General features: G+C 67.6%; 21 protein-coding genes. 10 read left to right on the top strand and 11 right to left on the bottom strand.

All coding sequences use genetic code 11. The features are described from left to right. A partial coding sequence (locus tag FCI23_RS47445) for a PP2C family protein-serine/threonine phosphatase (protein WP_136724394.1) occupies nucleotides 1-351 on the top strand: 351 nt, incomplete at its 5' end. Between the two features lie 108 nt (nucleotides 352-459). Here the strand turns inward: FCI23_RS47445 and FCI23_RS47440 are convergent. Next, the gene (locus FCI23_RS47440; protein ID WP_136730235.1) at nucleotides 460-717 is read right to left on the bottom strand and encodes a DUF6233 domain-containing protein; all 258 of its coding nucleotides are present in this window, start codon (nucleotides 715-717) and stop codon (nucleotides 460-462) included. Nucleotides 718-974: 257 nt separating this feature from the next. Beyond that, nucleotides 975-1,736, bottom strand: a complete 762-nt coding sequence (locus FCI23_RS47435) for a hypothetical protein (RefSeq protein ID WP_136730234.1) — start codon at nucleotides 1,734-1,736, stop codon at nucleotides 975-977. Nucleotides 1,737-1,973: 237 nt separating this feature from the next. On the opposite strand from FCI23_RS47435, the gene FCI23_RS47430 reads away from it, so the two are divergent. Next, nucleotides 1,974-2,963, top strand: coding sequence for a hypothetical protein (locus FCI23_RS47430; protein ID WP_136730233.1), 990 nt, complete (start codon nucleotides 1,974-1,976; stop codon nucleotides 2,961-2,963). 198 nt (nucleotides 2,964-3,161) lie between these two features. Here FCI23_RS47430 and FCI23_RS47425 read toward each other — a convergent pair whose 3' ends face one another. Then, nucleotides 3,162-3,368 carry a hypothetical protein gene (locus FCI23_RS47425; RefSeq protein ID WP_136730232.1) on the bottom strand — a complete coding sequence of 69 codons (207 nt, stop codon included), beginning with the start codon at nucleotides 3,366-3,368 and terminating at the stop codon, nucleotides 3,162-3,164. 473 nt (nucleotides 3,369-3,841) lie between these two features. Here FCI23_RS47425 and FCI23_RS47420 point away from each other — a divergent pair, with 473 nt between their 5' ends. Beyond that, nucleotides 3,842-4,114, top strand: coding sequence for a helix-turn-helix transcriptional regulator (locus FCI23_RS47420; RefSeq protein WP_136730231.1), 273 nt, complete (start codon nucleotides 3,842-3,844; stop codon nucleotides 4,112-4,114). Here FCI23_RS47420 and FCI23_RS47415 read toward each other — a convergent pair whose 3' ends face one another. Next, the gene (locus FCI23_RS47415; RefSeq protein WP_246144733.1) at nucleotides 4,115-5,134 is read right to left on the bottom strand and encodes a site-specific integrase; all 1,020 of its coding nucleotides are present in this window, start codon (nucleotides 5,132-5,134) and stop codon (nucleotides 4,115-4,117) included. A gap of 666 nt (nucleotides 5,135-5,800) precedes the next feature. On the opposite strand from FCI23_RS47415, the gene FCI23_RS47410 reads away from it, so the two are divergent. The 6 genes from FCI23_RS47410 (at nucleotide 5,801) to FCI23_RS47385 (ending at nucleotide 17,829) form a co-directional block, all read left to right on the top strand. Further along, nucleotides 5,801-7,867 carry a bifunctional DNA primase/polymerase gene (locus FCI23_RS47410; protein WP_136730229.1) on the top strand — a complete coding sequence of 689 codons (2,067 nt, stop codon included), beginning with the start codon at nucleotides 5,801-5,803 and terminating at the stop codon, nucleotides 7,865-7,867. 2,521 nt (nucleotides 7,868-10,388) lie between these two features. After that, the gene (gene cas7g / locus FCI23_RS62760) at nucleotides 10,389-11,582 is read left to right on the top strand and encodes a type I-G CRISPR-associated RAMP protein Csb1/Cas7g (protein WP_265737832.1); all 1,194 of its coding nucleotides are present in this window, start codon (nucleotides 10,389-10,391) and stop codon (nucleotides 11,580-11,582) included. A 5-nt stretch (nucleotides 11,583-11,587) separates the two neighbouring features. Continuing rightward, nucleotides 11,588-13,057, top strand: coding sequence for a type I-G CRISPR-associated protein Csb2 (gene csb2, locus FCI23_RS47400; protein ID WP_136730227.1), 1,470 nt, complete (start codon nucleotides 11,588-11,590; stop codon nucleotides 13,055-13,057). Then, nucleotides 13,054-16,089: a type I-G CRISPR-associated helicase/endonuclease Cas3g gene (gene cas3g, locus FCI23_RS47395; protein ID WP_136730226.1), complete on the top strand. Its 3,036-nt coding sequence runs from the start codon at nucleotides 13,054-13,056 to the stop codon at nucleotides 16,087-16,089. The genes csb2 and cas3g overlap by 4 nt, the downstream gene beginning before the upstream one ends. Beyond that, on the top strand, nucleotides 16,086-17,123 hold the full coding sequence (locus tag FCI23_RS47390; protein WP_136730225.1) for a type I-G CRISPR-associated protein, Cas3-extension family: 1,038 nt from the start codon (nucleotides 16,086-16,088) through the stop codon (nucleotides 17,121-17,123). Before cas3g ends, FCI23_RS47390 begins: the two co-directional genes overlap by 4 nt. A 265-nt stretch (nucleotides 17,124-17,388) precedes the next feature. Continuing rightward, a complete protein-coding gene (locus FCI23_RS47385) occupies nucleotides 17,389-17,829 on the top strand; it encodes a hypothetical protein (RefSeq protein WP_136730224.1) in 441 nt (146 codons plus the stop codon). Between the two features lie 5 nt (nucleotides 17,830-17,834). Here the strand turns inward: FCI23_RS47385 and FCI23_RS47380 are convergent, their stop codons facing one another. Continuing rightward, nucleotides 17,835-18,077: a hypothetical protein gene (locus FCI23_RS47380; RefSeq protein ID WP_136730223.1), complete on the bottom strand. Its 243-nt coding sequence runs from the start codon at nucleotides 18,075-18,077 to the stop codon at nucleotides 17,835-17,837. A 174-nt stretch (nucleotides 18,078-18,251) separates the two neighbouring features. Between FCI23_RS47380 and FCI23_RS47375 the strand changes: the two genes are divergently transcribed. After that, on the top strand, nucleotides 18,252-18,641 hold the full coding sequence (locus FCI23_RS47375) for a hypothetical protein (protein WP_136730222.1): 390 nt from the start codon (nucleotides 18,252-18,254) through the stop codon (nucleotides 18,639-18,641). 364 nt (nucleotides 18,642-19,005) lie between these two features. Here the strand turns inward: FCI23_RS47375 and FCI23_RS47370 are convergent, their stop codons facing one another. The 6 genes from FCI23_RS47370 to FCI23_RS57505 all read right to left on the bottom strand — a co-directional run bounded on the left by FCI23_RS47370 (nucleotide 19,006) and on the right by FCI23_RS57505 (nucleotide 21,423). Next, nucleotides 19,006-19,587 carry a hypothetical protein gene (locus FCI23_RS47370; RefSeq protein ID WP_136730221.1) on the bottom strand — a complete coding sequence of 194 codons (582 nt, stop codon included), beginning with the start codon at nucleotides 19,585-19,587 and terminating at the stop codon, nucleotides 19,006-19,008. Between the two features lie 84 nt (nucleotides 19,588-19,671). Beyond that, nucleotides 19,672-20,460 (bottom strand): DUF2637 domain-containing protein, encoded by a 789-nt coding sequence (locus tag FCI23_RS47365; RefSeq protein ID WP_407646137.1) that lies wholly within the window; start codon nucleotides 20,458-20,460, stop codon nucleotides 19,672-19,674. 4 nt (nucleotides 20,461-20,464) lie between these two features. Further along, the gene (locus tag FCI23_RS47360) at nucleotides 20,465-20,653 is read right to left on the bottom strand and encodes a hypothetical protein (protein WP_136730219.1); all 189 of its coding nucleotides are present in this window, start codon (nucleotides 20,651-20,653) and stop codon (nucleotides 20,465-20,467) included. Then, nucleotides 20,650-20,910: a hypothetical protein gene (locus tag FCI23_RS47355; protein WP_136730218.1), complete on the bottom strand. Its 261-nt coding sequence runs from the start codon at nucleotides 20,908-20,910 to the stop codon at nucleotides 20,650-20,652. The genes FCI23_RS47360 and FCI23_RS47355 overlap by 4 nt, the downstream gene beginning before the upstream one ends. A gap of 94 nt (nucleotides 20,911-21,004) precedes the next feature. Further along, nucleotides 21,005-21,286, bottom strand: coding sequence for a MarR family transcriptional regulator (locus tag FCI23_RS47350; protein ID WP_136730217.1), 282 nt, complete (start codon nucleotides 21,284-21,286; stop codon nucleotides 21,005-21,007). After that, nucleotides 21,286-21,423, bottom strand: a complete 138-nt coding sequence (locus FCI23_RS57505) for a hypothetical protein (protein ID WP_169317306.1) — start codon at nucleotides 21,421-21,423, stop codon at nucleotides 21,286-21,288. The genes FCI23_RS47350 and FCI23_RS57505 overlap by 1 nt, the downstream gene beginning before the upstream one ends. Nucleotides 21,424-21,857: the final 434 nt, after the last annotated feature.

Genomic DNA, 21,857 nt, shown 5'->3' with positions numbered 1-21,857 from the left:
TCCGAACCGCCCATCCCCAGCCGCGCCGTCGACCCGTTCATCTTCGAAACCGGCGACCTGCTCGTGCTCTACACCGACGGCGTCATCGAAGCCCGCTCACCCGACCGAGACTTCTACCCCCTCGCCGAACGGGTCGCCTCCCTCCCCGCATCCGGCCCCGACGCCCTGCTGCACCACATCCACCGCGACCTGCTCGCTCACACCGGTGGGCGACTCGACGACGACGCCGCCCTCCTGGTCATCGAACGCACCGCCTCCCACCACCTCCACCGGCCGCATATCACGGCCCACCCCTTCAACGGCCACCGACAGCTCCACACCAGCGGACCGCCCCCACCCACAGATCGCTGACCGTCGCCGTCGGCCCTGCCGTGCGGTCGGCGGCGGACCGTAAGCCCTCGGGCACTACCCGAAGGCCCGCCCACTGCCCGGGCGGGTCCTTCGCGTGTCCGGGGCCGGTCATGGGTCGAGGCCGCGTTCCGGTTGGCAGATGCTGCACGTCGTGACGTCGGGCATGGTGAGCGCCAGATCCAGCGCCTTCCGGTCGAGCTGTCCGCCGCCTTTGACGCGGCAACTGTCACGGTGAACCACGCCGTGGCCAGTGTCGCCGTCGGGGTTGGGCACGTGCTGCAGCCGCCACGCCAGCTCGGTACGCGGCTCCGGTGGCTGCGCTGCGACCTTCTCGGCCTGCTGAATCTTCGCGTCGATGCGAGTCATCTTGGACCAGCCACCGACGTAGTTCGGCTCGCATGGCCCGGCCCGTGCCGCTACGGTCGTCCTCTACACCTTGGGGGGTGTCCATGATCGGGCTTGCGATCAGTTTGACGCGGCTGATGTTCCGGATGTGCTTCGCCATGATGGACGTGTGTGTGCTGCTGTGCACGCTCGGGAAGGTCGATCCGCGAAGCCGGCGCTGGATCTAAGCGACCGCGCCCCCATCGCTCCGGGCGGTGGGGGCGTTCTGCTTGCCTGGTCTACGGGCAGGTCTCCTCGAACTTCACCGCGGCGAAGGTGACGGGCTGCCCGTTGAGTGCCGCTCCGGGCTTCGGGCTCTGTGTACACACCTTCCAGTTGCTCTCGATCCACACGCCCCGGTCGTCCGCGCTGGCGTCCTTGACGTCGATGGAGGTCGAGGAGTCGAGGGCAGCACGCGCGGCTTTCACGGACTTGCCTGCGAAGTTCGGCATCGTCTTGCCTGCGGCCCTTGGGGCGGTCTGGTCCTTGGCGGGGCAGCTCTCCGCGAGCTTGACGGCCCCGAGATCGACTGTGGCGCCGGTGTCGTGCTGGCCGGCGGCGGGGGTCTGGGAGCAGACCTTCCAGTCGCGGTCGAGGATCTGGTGCCGGGCGCGGCCGAGGCTGTCGTGCGATGTGAGGCCGTAGAACCCGGCAGCCTGCGCGGCGTCTTGGGCGGCCTGGAGGCCCATGCCGATGAGGTTCGGGAGTTGGTCGCCTGCGGCCTGGGCCTTCTTGGCGGTGGGCGCCGTGGTGGGTGATGCCTTCTCGCTGGAGGCAGGCTTTTCGGTGGCTGCGATCGGGCTCGCGGAGGGTGTCGCGCTCGCGGCTGCCGCCGTCGTCGACTTGGTCTTGGTGACGGGGTCGACGGCTGACCCGATGGCGCCGATGAGGATGAACGCGCCGACCGCTCCGGCGGGGAAGAGGATGCGCTTGCGGCGCCACCCCGGCCGGTGGTTGGCGGGCTGGGCCGGTGGCTGCTGCCAGTCGTTGCCCCAGGTCATGATGGTCCCCCCTTGGGTGGTTCGTGAGGGGTTGACCGTAGCGTGTCATTGGCGATGTGTGGGGCGTCTGCGCAGCTAGTGACCAGTTCGTGACGGATCGGGTCATCCCCGGGGCGCCCCCTGGCCGCCGTCGAGGAAGCCGGGCGCAGCAGGCGGGCAGATCAGCCACGAAAGCCGGATGCCAGCGACACTTCACACGCACGACGATGTTGATCCCGCACGGACTTGGGAGTTGCAGTGGCACGATCGCTCACGCCGAACGACATAAAGCGGCTCGCCTTCAGCCGGTTCCTCTACCAGGAGGGCATCAAGCACAGCCGCCTGCCGCACCCACTGTCCTCCACTGCGCTGCTGTCGTTCCACGACGCCGTCGAGAACTTCCTCGGGCTCACCGCTGAATTCCTCGGGGTCGAAGTCGACCCCAAGATCTCGTTCATGCAGTACTGGGGGGAGGTGAAAGCGAAGACCAAGATTGAGCTGCCCGGCAGGGCATCCATGACTAAGCTCAACAACGCTCGGGTCAGCCTGAAACACCACGGGCACTTCCCCACTACGGAGACCATCGAGCAGTCACGTGTGCAGGTGGTGAACTTCTTTAACGCTGCCGCACCTGTGGTCTTCAACATCGACTTCGATACTGTCGACATGGTTGACCTCGTTACGCAACCCGAGGTCGGGCAGCTGCTCCGTGAAGCACAGACCCACGCGGACATTGGCGACTACTCGGCGGCCATGGCCGGTCTGAAGATGGCTTTCACCGAACTGCTTCGCCACTACGGCGGCCGCGTCAGCATGAGCAGCGCGCAGCAGACGCCCTTCGCGTTCGGCCCGAGGGAGCCCGCGTTCTTCAAGCCAAGAGGTCACCCGGAACTGAATGAGCTGGCGGCTCAGGTCACGTACCTCCGGACGGTTGCGCAAGAGCTCCGCGAAGCCATTCAGATGACGAGCCTGGGCATTGACTACCCGAACTACGGCCGATTCGCCGCTCTCGTGCCGCCAGTTCACGGATACCACAACGGCGAGCATCGCTGGTACGCGACCAAGGATGACGACCGGCTGACTGCCGAGAACTACTCGTCATGCCGGCTCTTCGTCATCGAGTCCACACTCCAAGCCGCTCGCGCGGATGAGGTGCTTGACCTTTTGCAGACTCAGGCGGATGCGGACCGGCATCCCTCCGGGGAGTACGTGGAGCGCACGTGGACCGGCCCGGCTGAGGCGAGCTGACGGCCGAGCTGTACACCGACGCGGTCGCCGCCCGCCGCACGCCTGAGCGCCCGGCCGCCGTCAGGAAGCCGGGCGCCGTACAGCCCGCCGCTACGCCTCGCGCCGCTCCTGATTCGGGGGCCGACGGATGAGCTGAACGCCTGAGTCTGGGCGCAGCGCAGCGGCCCCCACCCAACCGGGCGGGGGCCGTTTCGGTATTCAGCGCCAACTTTCCCACCAGGTAGCCAACAGGGCGATCACCATGGTGCCCGCTTTGTACGCCGCTCCCTTCAGGGCGTACTCGGCGAAGATGCTGCGTTGCTTGGTGAGTCGTACGGTGAGTCGGCGAGCGCCGGCGGTGAAGCGGCCCTTCAGGGGAGCCCGCTTGTCTGTCGCGTCGTCTCGGATACTCTGATGCTTGTGCAACAGGTTTCCTCCGTGTCCAGTTAGGCCGATGGAGACCGCACGCAGGGAGTCCTTCCGACTGGTGGCCTAGGAACCAAGTGGTCGGTGATGGACTCCCTTTGTGCTTGTCGAGCACGATACCGCCGGTTGGCGGTCGCTCAGCATTCAGCGATGCGGGGCGCTTTGAGGCATGTGTTCCCTTTGGCTCTCTTCAGTTCTCTTAGAGTCCCGCAGAGTCCCGCAGAGTCCCTATTTCGGGGTGTCAGATGTGTCCCTTGTCACGCGGCAATAGCCCAGCACGGTCACGGCGCAGCCGAGCAGCAGAACGCCCCGCCAGGCCAAGACGCGGGCGGCGGGGCGCTCCGAGGATGACCCCTCGGACCTCACAGTCCTGGCTTCAGCGGGGCGGTAGACCTCGGGAGCGATGCGGGAGCTGGACCTACGATTCAAAGGCGTAGATGGTGATGACCCTTTGAATCCGAGGAGGGTAAACAGTGAAGGTCAGCACTCGATGGCCCTCACCGTCTGGGCTCGGCGGGATGCTCTGGCAGGCGCGTCAACGCGCGGGGCTGTCCGCCCTGGGTCTCGGCCGGCTCGCCGGAGTCAGCGGCACCCACGTACAGAACCTGGAGGCTGGCTGGCACCGGCCGTCGGAGTCGATCGCCGCGCGCCTCGCGGACGCGCTGCCCCTCACCGACTGGGAGCGGGCGCTGCTGCTGGGGCTGGCCGTACCCGACGCCGACATGCGCAGCCGCAGGCCCCGCTAGCTACAGGCCGGTCCCGGTGACCGGGTTGTCCTCCCACCGGTCGACGTCCTCGAAGTAGCCGAGCAGCGCCTTGGAGCCGTCGGCCCATCCGCCGTGCCGGCCGATGGTGACGATGTCGTGCCCGGCCTTGCGGGCGGCGGTGGCGAAGCCGCGGCGCAAGCTGTGCCCGGTCCACTGGCCCTCAAGTCCGGCCGCGTCGGCGGCCCGCTCGACAACCTGCGCGGCGGCCTGCGCGGTGAGCCGCCCGGAGCTGTCTCCGATCGGCACGCCCCGCCGGTACATGGGCGGCGCGATACGGCCGTGGCGGTCGACGCGCACGAACAGCGGCCCGTCGGTGCGCCCCGCCTCCGTCATCGCCTCACGCAGCGCCCGGAGCGCCCGCACGGGGCACGTGGCGGGGTTGGAGCCATACGGGATGGCGGTGTCGGTGAACGCCTTCACCTTCAGCCGGTACACCGCCGCCTCGATTCCCTGCTCGGTCTCGACCAGGTCCGGCAGGTCGAGGGCAACCAGCTCGGACACGCGGGCCGCCGACGCGAAGCCGAGGAGCAGCAGGGCCGCGTCGCGCTTGCCGATCAGGGTGACCCGGTCGAGGGTGGCGAGCATGTCGCGGAGCCGGGCCGGTACAGCGGGGGCCGCCTTGCGGGTACGGGCGGCGGGGTCCTTGGCGCGGGCGAGCTGGTCGCGGTAGCCGGTCAGCACCATGCGGGCGCCTTTGGTCTCCGGCGGCTGGATGTTCGCGGCGCGGTGTGCGGTGCGGATGGCGGCGATAGCCCGCTCGATGGAGCTCGGCGAGAAGGGGCGTCCGGTCTTCGGCCGCACAGCGGTCTTCAGGTGGGTCACGTACTCGATGACGCACTCGGGTGAGGCCGGCAGCGGGCTGCTCCCGGTTACGGCGCACCAGTCGGTGAACTGCTCCCAGTCGGATGCGTAGGCGCGGCGGGTGGAGTCGGCGGTGCGGATCCGCTTGAGATCAGTCGAGCATCGAGCGAGTACGGACGGCAGAACACGAAGATGCACGACGAACTGATGACGTTCGCCAAGAACGTTCACTCCCTCCTATACGCGCGGCCCGCCCCAACCCCGACCCGTTGGCAGGTGCTCCGTCAGGGAGTCCTCAGGATGATCGGTCGATCAGTTCACTGACGAGAGCCGGCCAGCCGTCGGTCCGAGCCCTGCCCTCCACCACGGAAGGCGGGGCTCCTCCTTGTCCTGGGGCTGTTCTCCCAGGTCCAGCCGCAAACGGGCCTCGTCGCCAGTGCTGTCCGGGACGCCTCCAGAGCTGCGAGGGGGTGAGGGGCAGGGGCACCCGAGCGGGGCCCGCTGGTGGAGGGCTGTATGACGTGACGACGGTTTGCCGAGGACCGTAACTTTTTCGAGTGGAGCGGCGATCCGAACGCTCATCCGCTGTACAGCATGAGCCTCGGGGACGGTCTCCGGTTCTTCACGGACCAGGCGATGACCCTCCCGGCCGACGTCGTGCCGTGAGCTGAGCCATCCCCAGCAGCACCGAGGCCCCGCTCCTCGATCAACGGCCTCCGGTCGAGAAACTCGACCACTCTGTTCAGCCGGTCACGCAGCGCCTTATCCCGCGTCGCAGCTCGCTGGTCAACCCCACTCCGATCGCCAGGACCTGGCCCGGAGAAGGAAGTAGCCCCCGGACGGAAATTCTCCGGGGGCTTCTTCATGTCCAGCCGCGCCCGACTCCCAGGAAGGGGCGGAAGGCGCGGTGATCGGTCCGGCAAGACCTCGCCGTGCAACGTGCCCAGTGATCGAGGAAGAACGTTGTACAGCTACAACTACTTTAGCCTGGGATCCTCTGACTCGCATGCTGACCTCGTAGGACTCGGGTCCCAGATCCCCAACGCGACTCCGGAGTCCTCCCACGCCTGGACGTCGATGGTCCGGAGGGGCTTCAAACTCTTCCCGGTGCACGGAAAGCGACCCTGGGTCAAGCACTGGAAGACCGACTGCTCCAGCGACCCCGAGTGGATCACTCAGCAGCTCGCCCGTCCGGGCGTCACCGGGTACGGCGTCGTGCTCGGGTCCGGAGTCCTCGTTGTGGACACTGACACCCCCGAGGCCGAGCAGTGGGCCTCCGCCGTCCTCCCGGCCACCTTCACAGTTCGCACCGCCAAGGGTTATCACCGGTACTACCGCGTCCCCTTCAAGGCGAAGAACTCCTCCCAGCACACCAAGGTCCGCATCCATGACGGCACTGACGTCAAGGCGGACGGCGGGTACGTCGTCGGTCCCGGCTCTGCCCAATGGGACAAGGAGACCAACTCCTTCACCGGCATCACCTACGAAGTCGCCTACGACCTGACCATGGTGGACCTGCCCGAGGTCTACTACGACGCTGTCAGGGCACCCGAGGCCCAGGGTCACGAGGACAAAAACGCTCAGGGGTGCATTACTCCTCCCGTTCTCCTACATGCACAGAGGAGTAATGCAGGAATGAGCGTTTTTGTGGAGGACGACCGCGTCACCCCCCGCACACGGGCTCTGCTCAGGGACACTTCGAACGGCCGGGACTTCCGCTTGTCCCGGGTGCTGTTCTCCTTGATGCGGGCGGGCCTCACCGATGACGAGTGCAAGGCCCAGGTCTTGCAGTCCCCGCTCGGCGACAAGGTGCGCGAGAGGGGGCAGGGATACCTGGCGAGCAAGGTGACCTACGTCCGTGGGCAGGTGGAGGAGAAGCCGGCTGTCCGGTTCACGGCGGGCATGTGGAGAAGCAAGGTCGCCACCGCCAGGATGCACAACGGGCTGCGGAGGGTCGCCGACGCGATAGCCCTGATCGCCACCCGGAGGAACGCAACCAAGCTGACCATGTCCAGCTACGAGGTCTCGGAACTGGCGGCGCTGACCCAGCCGACGACCTACCGCAACATGCGGAAGCTGGAGGAGCTGGGGTGGCTGCACCGGAACACCAAGACGAACGTGCAGGGCACCGGCAAGGCGTTCTCGTACACCCTGACGGTTCCCGCCTCCACCGACCGCTCCGCGAGCGTGGGCGTGATGGACTCCGGGATGGACTCGTGGCGGCATGGGGTGAAGGGCCGCTGGTATGCCGTGTACGCCGCCCTGACGGCCTCGGAGGGCCAGGTCAAGGATCTGGCCACCAGGACCGGGAAGAGCCTGCCCACAGTCCGAAGGCAACTCGCGGAGATGCAGGAGGCCGGGGTGACCCGGAAGAAGGGGAAGGTGTGGTCGCTGACCGACGACGCCGAGATCAAGGTGCAGACCCTGGCGGTGGGCACCAAGGCCGAGGGGGCTCGGGAGCGGCAGAAGGTCCGGCATGAGGAGATCCGGGCCGCCAGGGTGATGGAGCTGGAGCTGCTGCCGCAGTCGAGTATGAAGGCCGAGCTCGCCGCGAGTTGCGGGCGGCCCAAGGCGGATGGAACTCCGTGCCAGAGGGCGTCCCGCTGGGGTGCTTGCCCGCAGCATCGGGACGTGGCCCAGGAGGCTCCGCAGGACCCCGTCCAGGAGCCGGACCCCGGTGACCGAGCAGGCGGAGCAGGAGCTCGTAGCGGCCCCGCACGAAATCGACTCCGACGGGGCCTCTCACCGCCGTGGGCTGCGGAGACACACGGTCGTGCCGCACTTGGAGACCCACGCGCCCGGGCAGCCGCAATGGTGCCGCAGCTACGAGCTGCGGAGACACGTCTGCGCGAAACCGGTGACCGCGCCAACAGCCTGGCCGCAATGGTGCCGCAGCATGTGAGCTGCGGAGACGCGGGCGGTACGGCGTGAACGACTGGCGCATCGAGAAGCTGCAATGGTGCCGCAGTTGCGAGCTGCGGAAACATCCTGCTCCAGGCTTCCACCAAGATCTTGGGTTACAAGCCGCAATGGTGCCGCAGCTGTGAGCTGCGGAGTCACTACACGCCGAACAGCACGCTCCCGTACCAGGCGCTGCCGCAATGTGCCGCAGCGTGTGAGCTGCGGAGGTACTGCCTGGGTTGGTGGACAGGAACGTCTCGCCGGTGTCGCTGCAATGGTGCCGCAGCGGTGAGTTGCGGGAGACACAAGCTCATCGCCGTGGCAGACACTCAGGTCCGCCAGGAAGCCGTTCGTCTTCGGGTAGCCGCAATGGTGCCGCAGCTGTGGGCTGCGGAGACACCTGTTCGCGATCACGGACGTGGACCCAGCCATCGCGCCGCAATGGTGCCGCAGCGGTGCGCTGCGGAGATACGACGTGCAGCTAGCGGCCGGCGGGGTCGGTGTGGGTGCCGCAATGGTGCCGCAGCGGTGCGCTGCGGAGATACTTCGGCACGGGTGTGCTGTCGCACTTCGGCCTGTGGCCGCAATGGTGCCGCAGCTCTGGGCTGCGGAGACACCGTCGCGTTCTCCATCCGCGCACTGCTGAACCCGCTGCCGCAATGGTGCCGCAGCGGAGAGCTGCGGAGACACGTCTCGATGATGCCCAACTTCGCGGGCGGCACCCCGCCGCAATGGTGCCGCAGCGATGAGCTGCGGAGCACTCGGCATCAAATCAACTCCGGGCGCTTGAACCGACCAGCCGCAAGATACTGCCGCAGCCGTGTGTTGCGGAGACACTCGTACATCTGGCAGCGGCCGGGCTGACTGTGTCGCATGGCGCAATGGTGCCGCAGCTGTGGACTGCGGAGACACCCGAGCTTGTCCGTGATCGGACCTGCGACGATATGACCGCCATGGTGCCGCAGCTGTGTGCTGCGGAGAAACTGCCTGACGAACGGCGCTGCACAGGCACCGTCAAGCCGCAATGGTGCCGCAGCTGCGAGCTGCGGAGATACGTGCGCCCGGACACCAGCGCCGAGGACCACTTCCCGCCGTAATGGTGCCGCAGCTGTGGACTGCGGAGACAGTCCGGCGGGAGCCGCTCGGCCCACTGCCCAACACGCCGCAATGGTGCCGCAGCTGTGGACTGCGGAGAAACATGGAGGCGACGAGCAGCGCCATGGCGTTGGACGGGCCGCAATGGTGCCGCAGCGCTGGGCTGCGGAGACACACCTTCGACGCCACCGCGTCGTCGAGCATCGTGCGGCCGCAATGGTGCCGCAGCTGTGTGCTGCGGAGAAACTGCCCGACGAACGGCGCTGCACAGGCACCGTCAAGCCGCAATGGTGCCGCAGCTCTGGGCTGCGGAGACACCTCTGGGGCTTTGGCTGCATCGACTTCGCCAACGAGCCGCAATGGAGCCGCAGCGTTCGGCTACGGAGACACGCCATGAGCGACGAATCGGCCCTTCTGTACATGCTGCCGCAATAGTGCCGCAGCGGTGAGCTGCGGAGACACGACCAGACGCCTCCGGACCAGGCGATGGTCTGCCACAGGCCGCAATGGTGCCGCAGCTATGCGCTGCGGAGACACGCTTATGGTCCCGACCTACCGGGACATCCCGATCGTGCCGCAATGGTGCCGCAACCTTGGGCTGCGGAGACACCTCTTCGCGATCACGGACGTGGACCCAGCCATCGCGCCGCAATGGTGCCGCAGTTGTGAACTGCGGAGACACTACGGCTGGTCCTCGGTGGGCGTCGAGCCGCGCTTGCCGCAATGCTGCCGCAGCTGTGGACTGCGGAGATACTACTTACCGACCCTCGCCTGAACCTTGGGCCACACGCCGCAATGGTGCCGCAGCAGTGCGCTGCGGAGGCACATCGGGCTGTCCACCCGGCCCTGCAGCGCCTGCTTGCCGCAATGGTGCCGCAGCCGTGGGCTGCGGAGACACCAGGAGGGTTTCTATCGTGCGCTGCACCTGATCATGCCGTAATGGTGCCGCAGTTGTGGACTGCGGAGACACGCCCGCCACCCGAGTTGAGCAGCGACCAGGTGTACGTGCCGCAATGGTGCCGCAGCTGGGGCTGCGGAGACACAAGGCCCCGGATTACAGCGTGGGCCTGTGGCAATGCCGCAATGGTGCCGCAGCTTGTGGGCTGCGGATATACCGTCGATCCCGTAGAGGTCACCCAGCTCTTCTAGCTCGCCGCAATGGTGCCGTGGGCGGCCCATGCCATCCTGGAAGCGGAGTGGGTGCCGCAATGGGGCCGCAGCTGTTGGGCTGCGGAGACACCCCACCAGACCTGCGGATATCACCGAATCCCGACCGGACTTGCGCACAATATCATGTCGCAAACTTGATATTTAGGACATTTTTCTTCGGTGCCCCCTACCGCTTCCGGGTGCACTTGGGGTTCCGAACTGCCCCTGTTCTTCGCTCTGGTCACGACTTGTCAGTGGCGGGTGCTTCAATCCTTGCTACCAGATGTGCGACGTTCGAGGAGGGGCTGTGGAAGCGCTGTACGAGCGGCTGCGGGCTGCGGCGGGCTTGCAATCGGGGGACGGGGCAGTGCGGGTGGTGGCCGAGTACGAGCCGGTGGGCGGCCCGGGATCACCGATCTTTCCGCCGACGGTGAAGGTGAAGGCCACGGACGCGGCCGGGTACCTGGTGGAGCCGCGTTGGGTGGATGGGCAGCAGGTGGACGTGGTGTTGCTGGATCAGCGGCAGTCGCAGGCGAATCGGTGTGAGACCGCGCTGCTCGCCGCGATCGAGCGTGAGGGGACGTTCATCCCGCATTTGGCGCTGAGCACGCAGGCGGCGGGTGTGGACGTGCGGGTGACGAGCTTGGAGGCACCTCACCGATCGCGGGACGCCTACTTCCGCGACGCGATGGACGCCGACAACCAGCCGTTCGACAAGACCGAGGCGGGAGCCGGACTGCAGGCGGCCAGCGCCGGGGACTTGCGGGCCTACTTGCGCTGGGTGCCCAGCGACTTGGTGTACGGGGTCTGGGACTCCCACCGCAAGCGTCGGATCCAGGTGAAGATCCCCCGGGCGTACTCCTCGGAGATGGTCGGGGTGGCCCCGCTGGCGGGCAAGCGTGCGGCGGGGCGGATGGATCCGTTGAACCTGCCGGGTGAGGTGGTGCAGGTGACCTCCTCTGGCTGGCAGTTCACCGACAGCGCGAAGAAGAACACGAAAGACAAGTCGCAGGCGAAGCTCTCGGAGTTGGGGCACGGGATGATCCCGCCGTCCGAGGGACTCGGTGGGGTTGCGGTCAAGGCCGTGCAGCGTACGGCGACGCTGAGCATGGCCCAGCTGGCCGGCCTGCGGTTCGGCGATGCCAGCCCGGAGTTCTGCGCGGCGGGGCGGGCACTGGTGGGAGCCGTCGCGCTGCTCGGGGACCGGTTGGCGTTCGCCGCCCCGGCGATCCGGTTGCGGTCGGGCTGCGACCTGGTGCTGGTGTCGGAGCGGATCGAGTGGGTGGGCCGCGGACTGGACGGTCGCCCGGCTACCGAGCCGTTGGAACTGGCGTCTCCGGAGCAGGCGCGCGCGCTTTTCGAGGTAGCGGTGGCGCGGGCGGAGGCGGCCGGGGTGGAGTGGCCCAAGAAGGCGGTCGAACTGCAGCCGGCCCCGGGCTTGCAGGAGGCGATCCGCCGGTCCTTCGAGGTGACCGGGATCGGCGAGTCGGAGAGCGAGTAGCGGCCGTGCCGTTCACTGTACGAGTTCACCTGCTGGAGCCGCTGTACCAGGCGTCGGGGCCGCAGCCTGGACGGGCGGAGTGGCCTCCGCATCCGGCTCGGATGTTCTGCGCTCTGGTGTCGGTCGCGGACCTGGATGATCCGGTCGAGGAGGCGGCGTTGCGCTGGCTGGAGTCCCAGTCCGCTCCGCTGATCCGAGTACCGGCGGCGACCGCTGAGGCGGCGACCGCTCGGCACGCCTGGGTGCCGACGAACGCGACGGCCAAAGAGCCCGGCCACGCCATGCTGCCGGGCCGGACGAACGGCGGATCCCCGAAGAGTTGGCCCCAGCGCGTCCTTCGGCATCCTGAAGTCGCGTTTGTGTGGGGAGTCGAGCCGCCGAAGAGCGTGCGGACGGTGCTGGAATCCATCGCCGCCCGGGTGCCGTACTTCGGACGTGCCACGGGTCACGCACTGCTCAGCGCCCAGAATTCGGCCGCGCAGGCGGACGAGATTGAGGCGGACGCGGAGTTCGAGGAGTGGCAGCCGCTTGACCAGCAGGAATCGGTGCGGACGGCGAGCACACTACGCGTGCCTTACCCGGGATACCTGCAGCGGTTGCGGGCCGCGTTCGAGACCCAGCAGCCCGCCTGGCAACAGGCCCAGTCCCTCCAGTACCGAGTGCGCGGTGGGGAGCCCTCCGTGGAGGCGGGGCAGGATCGAGGACCATACCGGGACCTCGTGACGTTCGCCTTCTCCCCGGGCATCGCAGTGGATCCCGGCTACACCCTCGCGGTCACCGCCGCTCTTCGGGCTGCAGTGATGAGCCGGTTGGAGACGGCGGGTCACGACGTGCGGGCCATGCCACAGGTACACGGGCACAAGGACAGGGACCGCCAGGGGCGGTTGTGCGCCTACCTGGGGTTGCCCTTCGTCGGGCACACGCACGCGGACGGCATGCTGCGCGGCCTGGCCATCGCCCTGCCGGAGGACCTCCCCACCATGCAGCGGCGAGCGTTGCTCGGCGTATTGCTCCGCTTCGATGGTGGCCTGCGCAAGTTGACCGTCCCCAAGATGGGCGCTCCGCTGAACCTGTCGTACGTCAAGCCGACGGCACCCGCACTGCAGACGGTGCAGCCGCAGAACTGGACGAGGGCGTCGCGCGTGTGGACCACGGCGCTCCCGATGGTTCTCGACCACTTCCCCAAGCGTGGTGGTCGTGGGCTGGACGTCTCGGTGGCCAAGAGTTGCCAGATGGCGGGACTGCCGATTCCGGAACACATCGAGGTGGCCCGTAGAGGCGGACTGCTGCCCGGTGCGCGGGATCTCGCCGGCCACCAGCTGCGCCGTAAGGAAGGTGAGCCGCCCCTGCCGAGCTGCCACGTACGGTTGCACTTCGCGCGTCCGCTGGACGGGCCGGTGGTGCTCGGGAGCAAGAAGACCTTCGGGCTGGGCCTGTGCCTGCCCGGTCCTACCGTGACGGAGACCGCCTCGTGAGCGACTTGATCGAACTCGACGAGTTCCCCGCCTTCGTCCGCGAGGCCTTCGGCTATCTCCCGTTTCCCTGGCAGCAGGCGTATCTGCGGGCGGTGGCTACCGGGGCGGACTGGCCGGACCTGGATGTGCCCACGGCGCTGGGCAAGACCTCGCTGATCGACATCTGGGTCTTCCTGCTGGCCTGGCAGACGGCCCTGGGCGGTGAGCGCACGATACCGCTGCGCCTGTTCTTCGCCGTCGACCGTCGACTGGTGGTGGACCAGGCCCATGAGCACGCCGAGCGCCTGGCCGACGTCCTGGTGCAGGCCGAGCCGGGGAGCGTGTGCGGACGCGTGGCTGCCGCGCTGCGAGAGCTGGGCGGGGAGGACGAACCATTCAGCGTGGTGCGGATGCGCGGCGGTGTGGACTGGGCCTCCCGATGGTTGCGCAGCCCGGCCCAGCCCGCCGTGGTGGTAAGCACGGTCGACCAGTACGGCAGTCGGCTGCTCTTCCGCGGGTATCACACCAGTCCGCGAATGCGCCCCATTGATGCGGCGCTGACCGGCTTCGACGCGTTGCTCGCTCTCGACGAAGCGCACCTGTCGCAGGCACTGCTCACCACGGCCCGCGACTGCGCGGCCTACCAGGCCACCGCCACCGATCCGGAGTTCGCGGCCCGTGCGGTGAAGGTGGTCAGCCTGTCCGCGACAGCCGACGACTCCGGCCGCCCGCGTCTCGGCGTTGGCCCGGAGGACCGGGCCCACCCGGTGGCGGGGCGGCGCCTCCACGCCAACCGCCGGGTAACCCTGCTCGACGTGTCCGCATGGGCAAAGAATCCCACCGAGGCCTTCGCCTACGGGGCCATCGCTTCGGTGGACGCTCTGCTGCCGGTCATCGAGCGCCCTGTGGTGGCTGTGGTCGCCAACACCATCGCGTCCGCCCGCGCCGCCTTCCAGGCCCTGTCGGCCCGCGATGACCTGGACGTGCTGCTGCTGACCGGACGCTGCCGGGACGCGGAGCGGACGAACCTCATCGAGGGGCCCCTGTCGGAACTGCTGAACGGAGTCGACCCGCATCGGCCCCGGCCGCTGGTCGTCGTGGCTACCCAGACCATCGAAGTCGGCCTGGACGTCACCGTGGCCGGCATGTGCATTGAAGCCGCCGCCTGGGATGCCGTCCTCCAGCGCCTGGGCCGCCTGGATCGCACCGGCGACCTCGCGCTGGCCCCGGCCGTCGTCCTGCGAGCCCATGCGCCTGACGACGTCCGGACGATCCCGGTCTACGGAGAAGCCGCAGCTTGCACCTGGGACTGGCTCGCCTCCCACACCCCCGTCCTGGACCAACCGGACGCCACCGAAGAACTGCAACACGCCCTGACCAACGGATTGCTCCTCAACCCCGCCACCCTGCCCGGGCTACGGACCGGAATCGACATCTCGGCCTTGACCGCGCCAAGCCCGCGCATCCCGGTCGTGCACCGCACCGTGCTCGACTCCTGGGCACGCACTGACCCCGCCCCGGTGCCCGATCAGGCACCGGCCCCCTTCCTCCATGGCTTGGATACCTCCCCGGCAGACGTCCAGGTGCTCTGGCGAGCTGATCTTCCCTGGGAGGACGGCACCACACCTCCATGGGAGGTCTGGGCTGCGCGGCTGGCTCAAACTCCACCCCACCCCGGTGAGACCGTTGCCGTTCCCGTTCGCCGCCTGCGTCGATTCCTCGCACGCCAGGCCGATGCCGCCGCGTGCGCCGACCTCGAAGGCGCTCCCGACCCCGAACAAACCCCCACCAAACGAAGCCCGGCGCAGCCGCGACTGCTGCCCGCTATGCGCTGGGACGGGCCGGGCGCCTGGGCCCCGGCCCTCACCCCTGGGGACGTCCGGCCTGGTTGCACGGTCATCCTTCCCGCCGCAGTCGGCGGCCACGATGCCTTCGGCTGGACCGGCGTCACCGGCCCAGGAGTCGTGCCGGACCTCGGCGACTTCTCGCCCGGCCGGGAACTCGCAGCGACCCGTCTGGACGCCGAGGTCATGGCCAGCGTTACCGGCAAAGCGGAGCACGGGACCGAGCTGCGTGCACTGCTACGAAGGGCTATCGGGCGCCTGCAACCTGGCGACGACCAGGAACCGGCCACCGAGGTCGTGCGCGATCTACTGACCGCCATCATCGACCGGCTGCCCACCGATCCTCCGGAACCGACACAAGCCGGTCGCTTCACCCAACGGCTGCTCGGCCGACTGGTCCTCCTGCGGGGCGCCGTCGCTCAGTGGGACCTGTCCGGATCCGCTCGGTCCGGAGCGGGGCGAGTAGTGATGGGCACCGCGCCCGATGACGTCCGTATGATCTTGCTCCCCCCACACCTGCCTACCGGCACCACGGAGCGCATCCCGGGAGTGGGCGATGAAGAGGCGGACTCCAGCTCGTTGACCCGGCCCGTTGCCCTGGCTCAGCACGGCAAGGCCGTCGGGGCCCGTGCCGCCGACTTTGCCCAGCGCATCGGCCTGTCCAAGCAGTCCGTCGCCGCAGTAGAGATCGCGGGAGAGGCCCACGATTGCGGGAAGCAGCACCCCCGCTTCCAGAGCATGCTGTGCGGAGGCGACGCCCTGCTCGCCGAAGCACTGCCGGAACCACTCGCGAAGTCCGGTATGGACCCCGCCGACGTCATCGGGCGTCGGACAGCCGCACGTCTGGCCGGCTGGGATCCAGGTCTGCGACACGAGGCCCTCAGCGCCGCCGCCGTCCAGCGCTGGTTCGGCAACGAACCTGCGATAGCCGCCGGGCTGGACAAAATGCTGATCACCCACCTGGTCGCGGCTCATCACGGCCGCAGCCGCCCCTTGCTGCCGCCGGTCACTGATCCTGAACCGGTCGAGGTCGAGTGCACCATGCCCGACGGGCAGCAGATCACCGTAACCAGTGCAGCGATGGGTGTCGACTGGGACGGCCCGGACCGATTCGCGGCGCTCATGCACCGATACGGACCCTGGGGCACCGCAGTGCTGGAGAGCATCGTGCGGCTAGCCGACATGTCTTGCTCCGAGGAGGGCAGTTGAGCACGCACCAACTGGAGCTACCGGCTCTGCACAGCAACGACCCGCTCGGGTTCCTCGCCGCTCTTGGCGTACTGGAGCTCGCTAGTGCAGCCCTCGACCAGGCGGTCCGTCTGTCCTGGCGTGGGCTCGCAGTGCCGGCTGTCCTGCACACAGAGCAGCCTCTGACCCTCGACGAGTTGGCTGAACTGCTGGTCGGCTTTCTTCCGGGCGAGCCGGATAAGGAGCCCTTGCCCGCAGCTCCCGGCATCCTCGGGCTGCCCCGCCACACCGGACCCGGGGCGCCGAACGACGCCCTGCGTATGCCCGTCGAACAAGCGCACCGGCTGCTACGCGACTTCGCAACAGCGGAGCGTCTCGGCAACGACCCCCGCGCGCGGTGGTTCGCCGCGCTGGTCAATCAGCTCTGTGTCACTCCAGCCAAAAAGGCCAAAGACGAACCACAACAGGAACAGCAGGACGTCAGTGGGCAGACCAGCCTTGTCCGCCCAGAAGGACCCGTCTGGTACACGGAATCGACTCCCCTCTTCGCGGCCTCCGGCCAGATGACCCTCGCGAACAACTGGGTCAAGGCCGCCGAGCAGTGCCGCCGGGATGTCGCCCACGTCCGCGCGGCGCTCACAGGATGGATACGAGTGCCCGACTACACGGGTGCGAACCTCGACCACCGCTCAACCGGCGACGCTGCTATGAGCGGCGACGGTAAGTCCTCCCAGCGGGGCGTTCCAGGCGCGACCTGGCTCGCGCTACACGCCTTCGCCGCCTTCCGCCTCACCGGGGACACCATGACCAGCGGCACCACCGCCTGGGACACCTCCGCGGACCTGCCTGCACTGATCTGGCCAATCTGGACGTCACCGCTTACGAGGACAGGAATCACCGCGCTGCTCGAACACCCCCTCGTGCGCGGTGCGAATCTGGCGCGTTCCGCAGAATCCCTGACCAACCTCGGCCTGGTCGGCATCTGCTTGGCTACTCGTACCAAGCTCAGTAACTCCTATGGCCCGTTCGAGCCCGGACAAGTGATCTGGCCGTAGGCGTCGTCGTCTTGCAGGAGCATCGTCTGGGTGGATGATGTGGCGCGTGCTCTGTGTGCAGGTGTCGATGGACGCGCGCCGGCCCCAGGACGAGCTGTGGGCAATGGTCGGTCGGTCCCAGTCCCACGGGAAGTGGCGCGCGTCATGACGGCTACCCCGCACGCGTGTGGTGACGGGTTCCCGGTCAGGTACTGACGGTTGTGACCATGGTGCTAAAGCGCTCGCTATGGGGATGATGCGAGTCCGCTGGCGAAGGGGGACGACCATGGTGGCGACTGTGACGGCGATCGGGGGCCTGCTGGGGCTGATCGTGTCGCTGATATTTCTGGCGAAGCAGACGAAGGCAGTGTCCGAGCAGGTCCGGGCGAGCAACGTCATCAACGGTACGAACGGCTTGGATACCTGCCTGAACAACGTGCGTGAGATCTACTTCAAGATGTTGGAATTCCCCGGGATGAGGGCGTACTTCTACGACGACAAGCCGTGCCCGGATCAAGACGAAGAGCGCGAGCGGGTCCTGATCATGGCCGAGATGTTGGCCGATGCTCTAGAGGCGGGCCTGATGGCCACACGTCGCATCCAGGGAACCGAGTCGTTCGACGACTGGCGGGACTATTGCCGGTTCCTCCTGGAGCACAGCCCGGCGATGCGGTCCACCATCGTTGAGCACCCCAAGTGGTGGCCTGAGCTGGTCACTGTTGCCTAGGCGCATCAGGTTCGGCCTGGGCCGTACGCCTTGAGCGCAGCGAGGGCAGCGGCGGTCTTGCACCCGTCAGCATGGTGGGGCTCACCGAGATCCCTGACGAAGTCGAGCAGTTCGCCGACGGTGCGGTGGACCTGGTCGGTGCGCGCCATCCGGGTGCTGGTGGAGGCCGCCCGGTACACGTCCATCACGGAGTCGTGCTCCAGCGTCAGCGGCCTGCGGATCTGCTCGGTGGTGTGCAGGGTGGCCATGGCCATCCTCCGGGGTTTCGTGGGTCGGGTGCTGACGGCCGTTATGGCAGTGCTTACGGACAAGATCACGATTGCGACACCTGTGTAGATAACAGGGAGGTCGTATGGATAACCTGTGCCGCCCCGACTCTTCGCGCACGATGGCTGCCGGTCAGGGCCCTTGAGGAGGCAGCGATGCCGGATGAGCCCTACGTCTTGCCGGACGACTACGAAAGCGACCCGGCGTACCTGGCCATCCTGGCGAAGCTGGAGCAGCCGTGGTGGAAGCGGCCGGTGACCATGGTCGCGGCTGGAGTCGTTGTTGTGGGAGCGGCGTTCTTCGCTGGTGTGACGGTTGGTAGGTCCGACAGCAACACGGTGACTCCAGCGTCGTCGATCTCGTCTCAGCCGCAATCGCAGTCCAACAACCAACCGGCCGGACTGAGCTTCCAGCAGAAGCAGCAGATCCTGTTCAAGTTCTGTACGTCTTCCGCAATGCGGGGACCAGCTGGAGACAGCTCGGCATTCCCGACCTGCATGGCGAGCTACTCCGTCACGGACCAGGGCATGGTCCTGCCGAAGTAGCCGTGGAGCCGCGTTCCCCACCCGTCAGGCGGCGATCTGGAATCTCCGCCGGGGAGCGCGGGTCCTGGTGGCCTGCTCGGCCTTTGCGCTTGCAACCCTTGTCGCCGTCGCCGAGGTCCACGTGGGCCAGCCGGTCATGGTGGACCCACTGGCGCACCGTGGTCGGCCTGACCCCACGCAGGGCGGCGGCCTCATCGGCCGTCAGTCGCGGGGGTCGATGTCGGTCAGCAGCACCCAGACCTCCGGGCATTTAAAAATCCCCACCAGAGCGTGCTGGCGGGGATCGAGCTCTGCTTGGGCAGGGTCCACCTGCCGGAGATCACGTTATGGCGACTTGTCGACACATCCTAGTGTTCGGTGTGTCTCATTCGTCAGGAACGAAGGCCATCAAGTGGGCGAGTCTTTCCCTCATCCTGGGGCTGCGCGTCTCTTGGAGATGCCGTATCTGCATCCGGAACGCCATTGCTGCCCCGTCGGTCGGTTCCGGCATCTCGTCCTCGCCTCGGGCGTAAACGGCTAGACATTCCAGCCCGAACTGGGCCGTGCTCTGGATCCACCTTCGTTGGCCCCGTAGCGTGTCCGCCCTGTGCCACCGGCTGACCACGTACGCGATCGTCTCCAGCCGCTGACGTGCAGCGGGATCTCGCACCAGCAGGAGCGACAACTGGATGCGCTGGATGCGGTTGTCAGCCTCTGCTTCGTACGTCCGATGCTCCTCTCGGTCTTCTGACCCCCATTCGTTCGGGATTGTACGGAGTTGGTACAGCTCGGTCATGGCGTCGGATACAGCGGTGCGCTCCTGTTCCTCCAAGCGTTCGTCCTTCGCCTGGGCGGCTTGCTTCCGCTGCACAAGGAACGTCGTCCAGATTGACGCGCTCGCTCCTGCCAGGGCACCGACGACTCCTGATACTCCGCCGATCCAGCCGGCCATCTCCGTAGGGTCCACGGTGGCATCATGCCGGAGCCCGTACCTGGAGGTTGGGGCGCCTCTCAGATCCCGGGCTCATCGTCATGACGGCCGTCAGTCCACCTATGCGGGCGGCAGTAGCTTCAGCTCCGGCTCCACCGCTTCGACCCGCTTCCGCGTCTCCCTTGCCGTCCCGTCTGACGCGGGCAGTCCCTCCTGACGAAAAGCACTGACGATGTGACGGGTGCCCGGCCTCCTCCCGCCGAGCGAGTCGTAGAGCGACCTGACGATCTCCTCGCTCCGGACTCGATGCGGGCTCTGCTCGCCGTCCCTGGGCTTGGCCTTGACGGCCACCGTGAGGATGTTCTGACGAGTCGCGTCGGCAGCGCTGACGGGCAGGCTGGGACTCACGACCGGGACGGGCGGTGTCGGCTCGGCCGTGACGACGTCGACTTTCTCCGCGGCGTTCACGGGACCCAGTACTGACGAGGCGGCGAGGTGACCGTGGATCTGACGCATCAATGCGCCGAACGCCAACAGAGCGGCTACCGGCGGCACTGCCGCCACCACGTAGTCGAGCACCCCGGCCTCAGCTCCGGCCGCCGCGACATTCAAGGCGATGGATCCGATGGAGCCGACGGCCGTCAGCGCGACGGCGAAGGCGTCAGTCCTCGCCGCCAGGGAGGCCCGCAGCACCAGCAGCTCGCCGATCGCAATGAACAAGTCCACCGTCGCTGGCCATGCCCAAGCCCGGCCGCCGTGGAGCTGGTGACGGCCGGCAAGGTCGTGGAGATGTGCGTACGACAGCCAGAAGGCCACCGCCGTCAGCGCGAGCGTCAGCACTGCGGCGACCGTGGCGATCGCCCTTTGAGCGCCCCAGCCGAGCTGACGGGGACTGTCGCCGACGGTCACCGCGTCAGACCCCCGGGGGCGTGCTGGCGGCATCACTCGCACCACGCATCGGCACCGACACCAGAGGGGACATGGTGCGGTCGACGCTGCTGACGTGGATCCTGACGCGCGTCAGCCGACGCCCGTCAGCGCTGCTGCTGACGGGCTGGCGGGCTCTCGGGCCGAGCACCGTGATGGTCGCGGTCTCGGTCACCGACCCTCCTCCAGCTCCGTCACGCGAGTGCCCAGGGCTTCCACAGCCTGGTGTAGGCCTGTTACGACCGCGCTGATCTCGCGGAGGGCCCGCTCGAACTCGGCGGCCTGCTGGTAGGCGTGCTCAAGAAACGGCTGGAGCACCTGGGCGTTCAGGGCGCCTCCGAGCTGCTCGGCATTCTGGCGGGCCAACTCGACGATCTCCTCGTCGCCCCAGCCGAACTCGGTGGCGATGTCGGACCTCTGCTCGTCGGTCATCGGTTCCTCCTGGCGGTGCGGTACGCGCGGACGGTGGCCACGATCAGGCCGGTGGTGATCAGGAAGGCCAGCAGGTGCAGGCTGAGGTTGATGATTAGGACTCCCTCAAGGTCATGGGCCTGTTGGCGGCCCCGATGAACAGCCAGGCAGGCCGAGGGATGTCGCGGTAGTCCATCTCGTAGCGACGGACGACCAGACCCCGCCGCTCCAGGCGGGCGAGCGCCTCGGCGGTGGTCCGGCGGCTCAGGCCGAGCGTGTCGGCCAGGGATGTGCTCGTGTGCGGGCCGGTGCTCAACAGGCCGCACACGGCCACGAGCCGGGTGCTGCTCGGCAGGTCCCGGTCGGTAACCGCGTTGAGGATGGTTCTGGCGTCCATCACGTGGCCATGGCCAGAACACGCGCAGCGGCCTCGGCGACGTCGTCGACCTTCGGAACCCAGACGATGGTGGGGGTGCCGTTCACGACGGCGACGGACTGGTAGCAGTGGGTCAGGTCAACGGCGTAGGGGCGCATGCGGGGTTCCACCATTCGACTCTGGGCACGAAAGCTCTTGTTGCCATGTGAAAGCCTCCGGAGGAGTCGGGCGCCGCTTGCTGGCGATGCGGTGAATATACCATCTTTGACGCGCCAAAAACGTCACTCGGCGAGGACGATGGATGTTACTCAGGGGTCGGAGATTTAAAAATGAATTCCCCTGAGCCTCTGCTCCCGCAATTGCGTGAGTAACTAGCTCCTGCAATTGCAGGAGTAACTCGCCCCGAGCCCCGCAGCGCTATACGCAGGAGCCCGGGAATGGTCGACGGATGCGGCCAGACGGGCTTATGATGGCGGATCTTCGAATTTAGGCGGGCAACGTGGCGGATCGCTGGCCCGGTTGTGACGTTGAGCGACGGTCTTGGGGTTCCGGCGCCCTGGACGCAGTGAGCCCGCAGGCGTCCGTGATCATG

Source organism: Actinacidiphila oryziradicis (assembly GCF_005047355.1).
GTDB classification, from domain to species: domain Bacteria; phylum Actinomycetota; class Actinomycetes; order Streptomycetales; family Streptomycetaceae; genus Actinacidiphila; species Actinacidiphila oryziradicis.
Note: the sequence above shows the minus strand (reverse complement) of the source record. Positions and strands in the feature narration are given on the sequence as shown.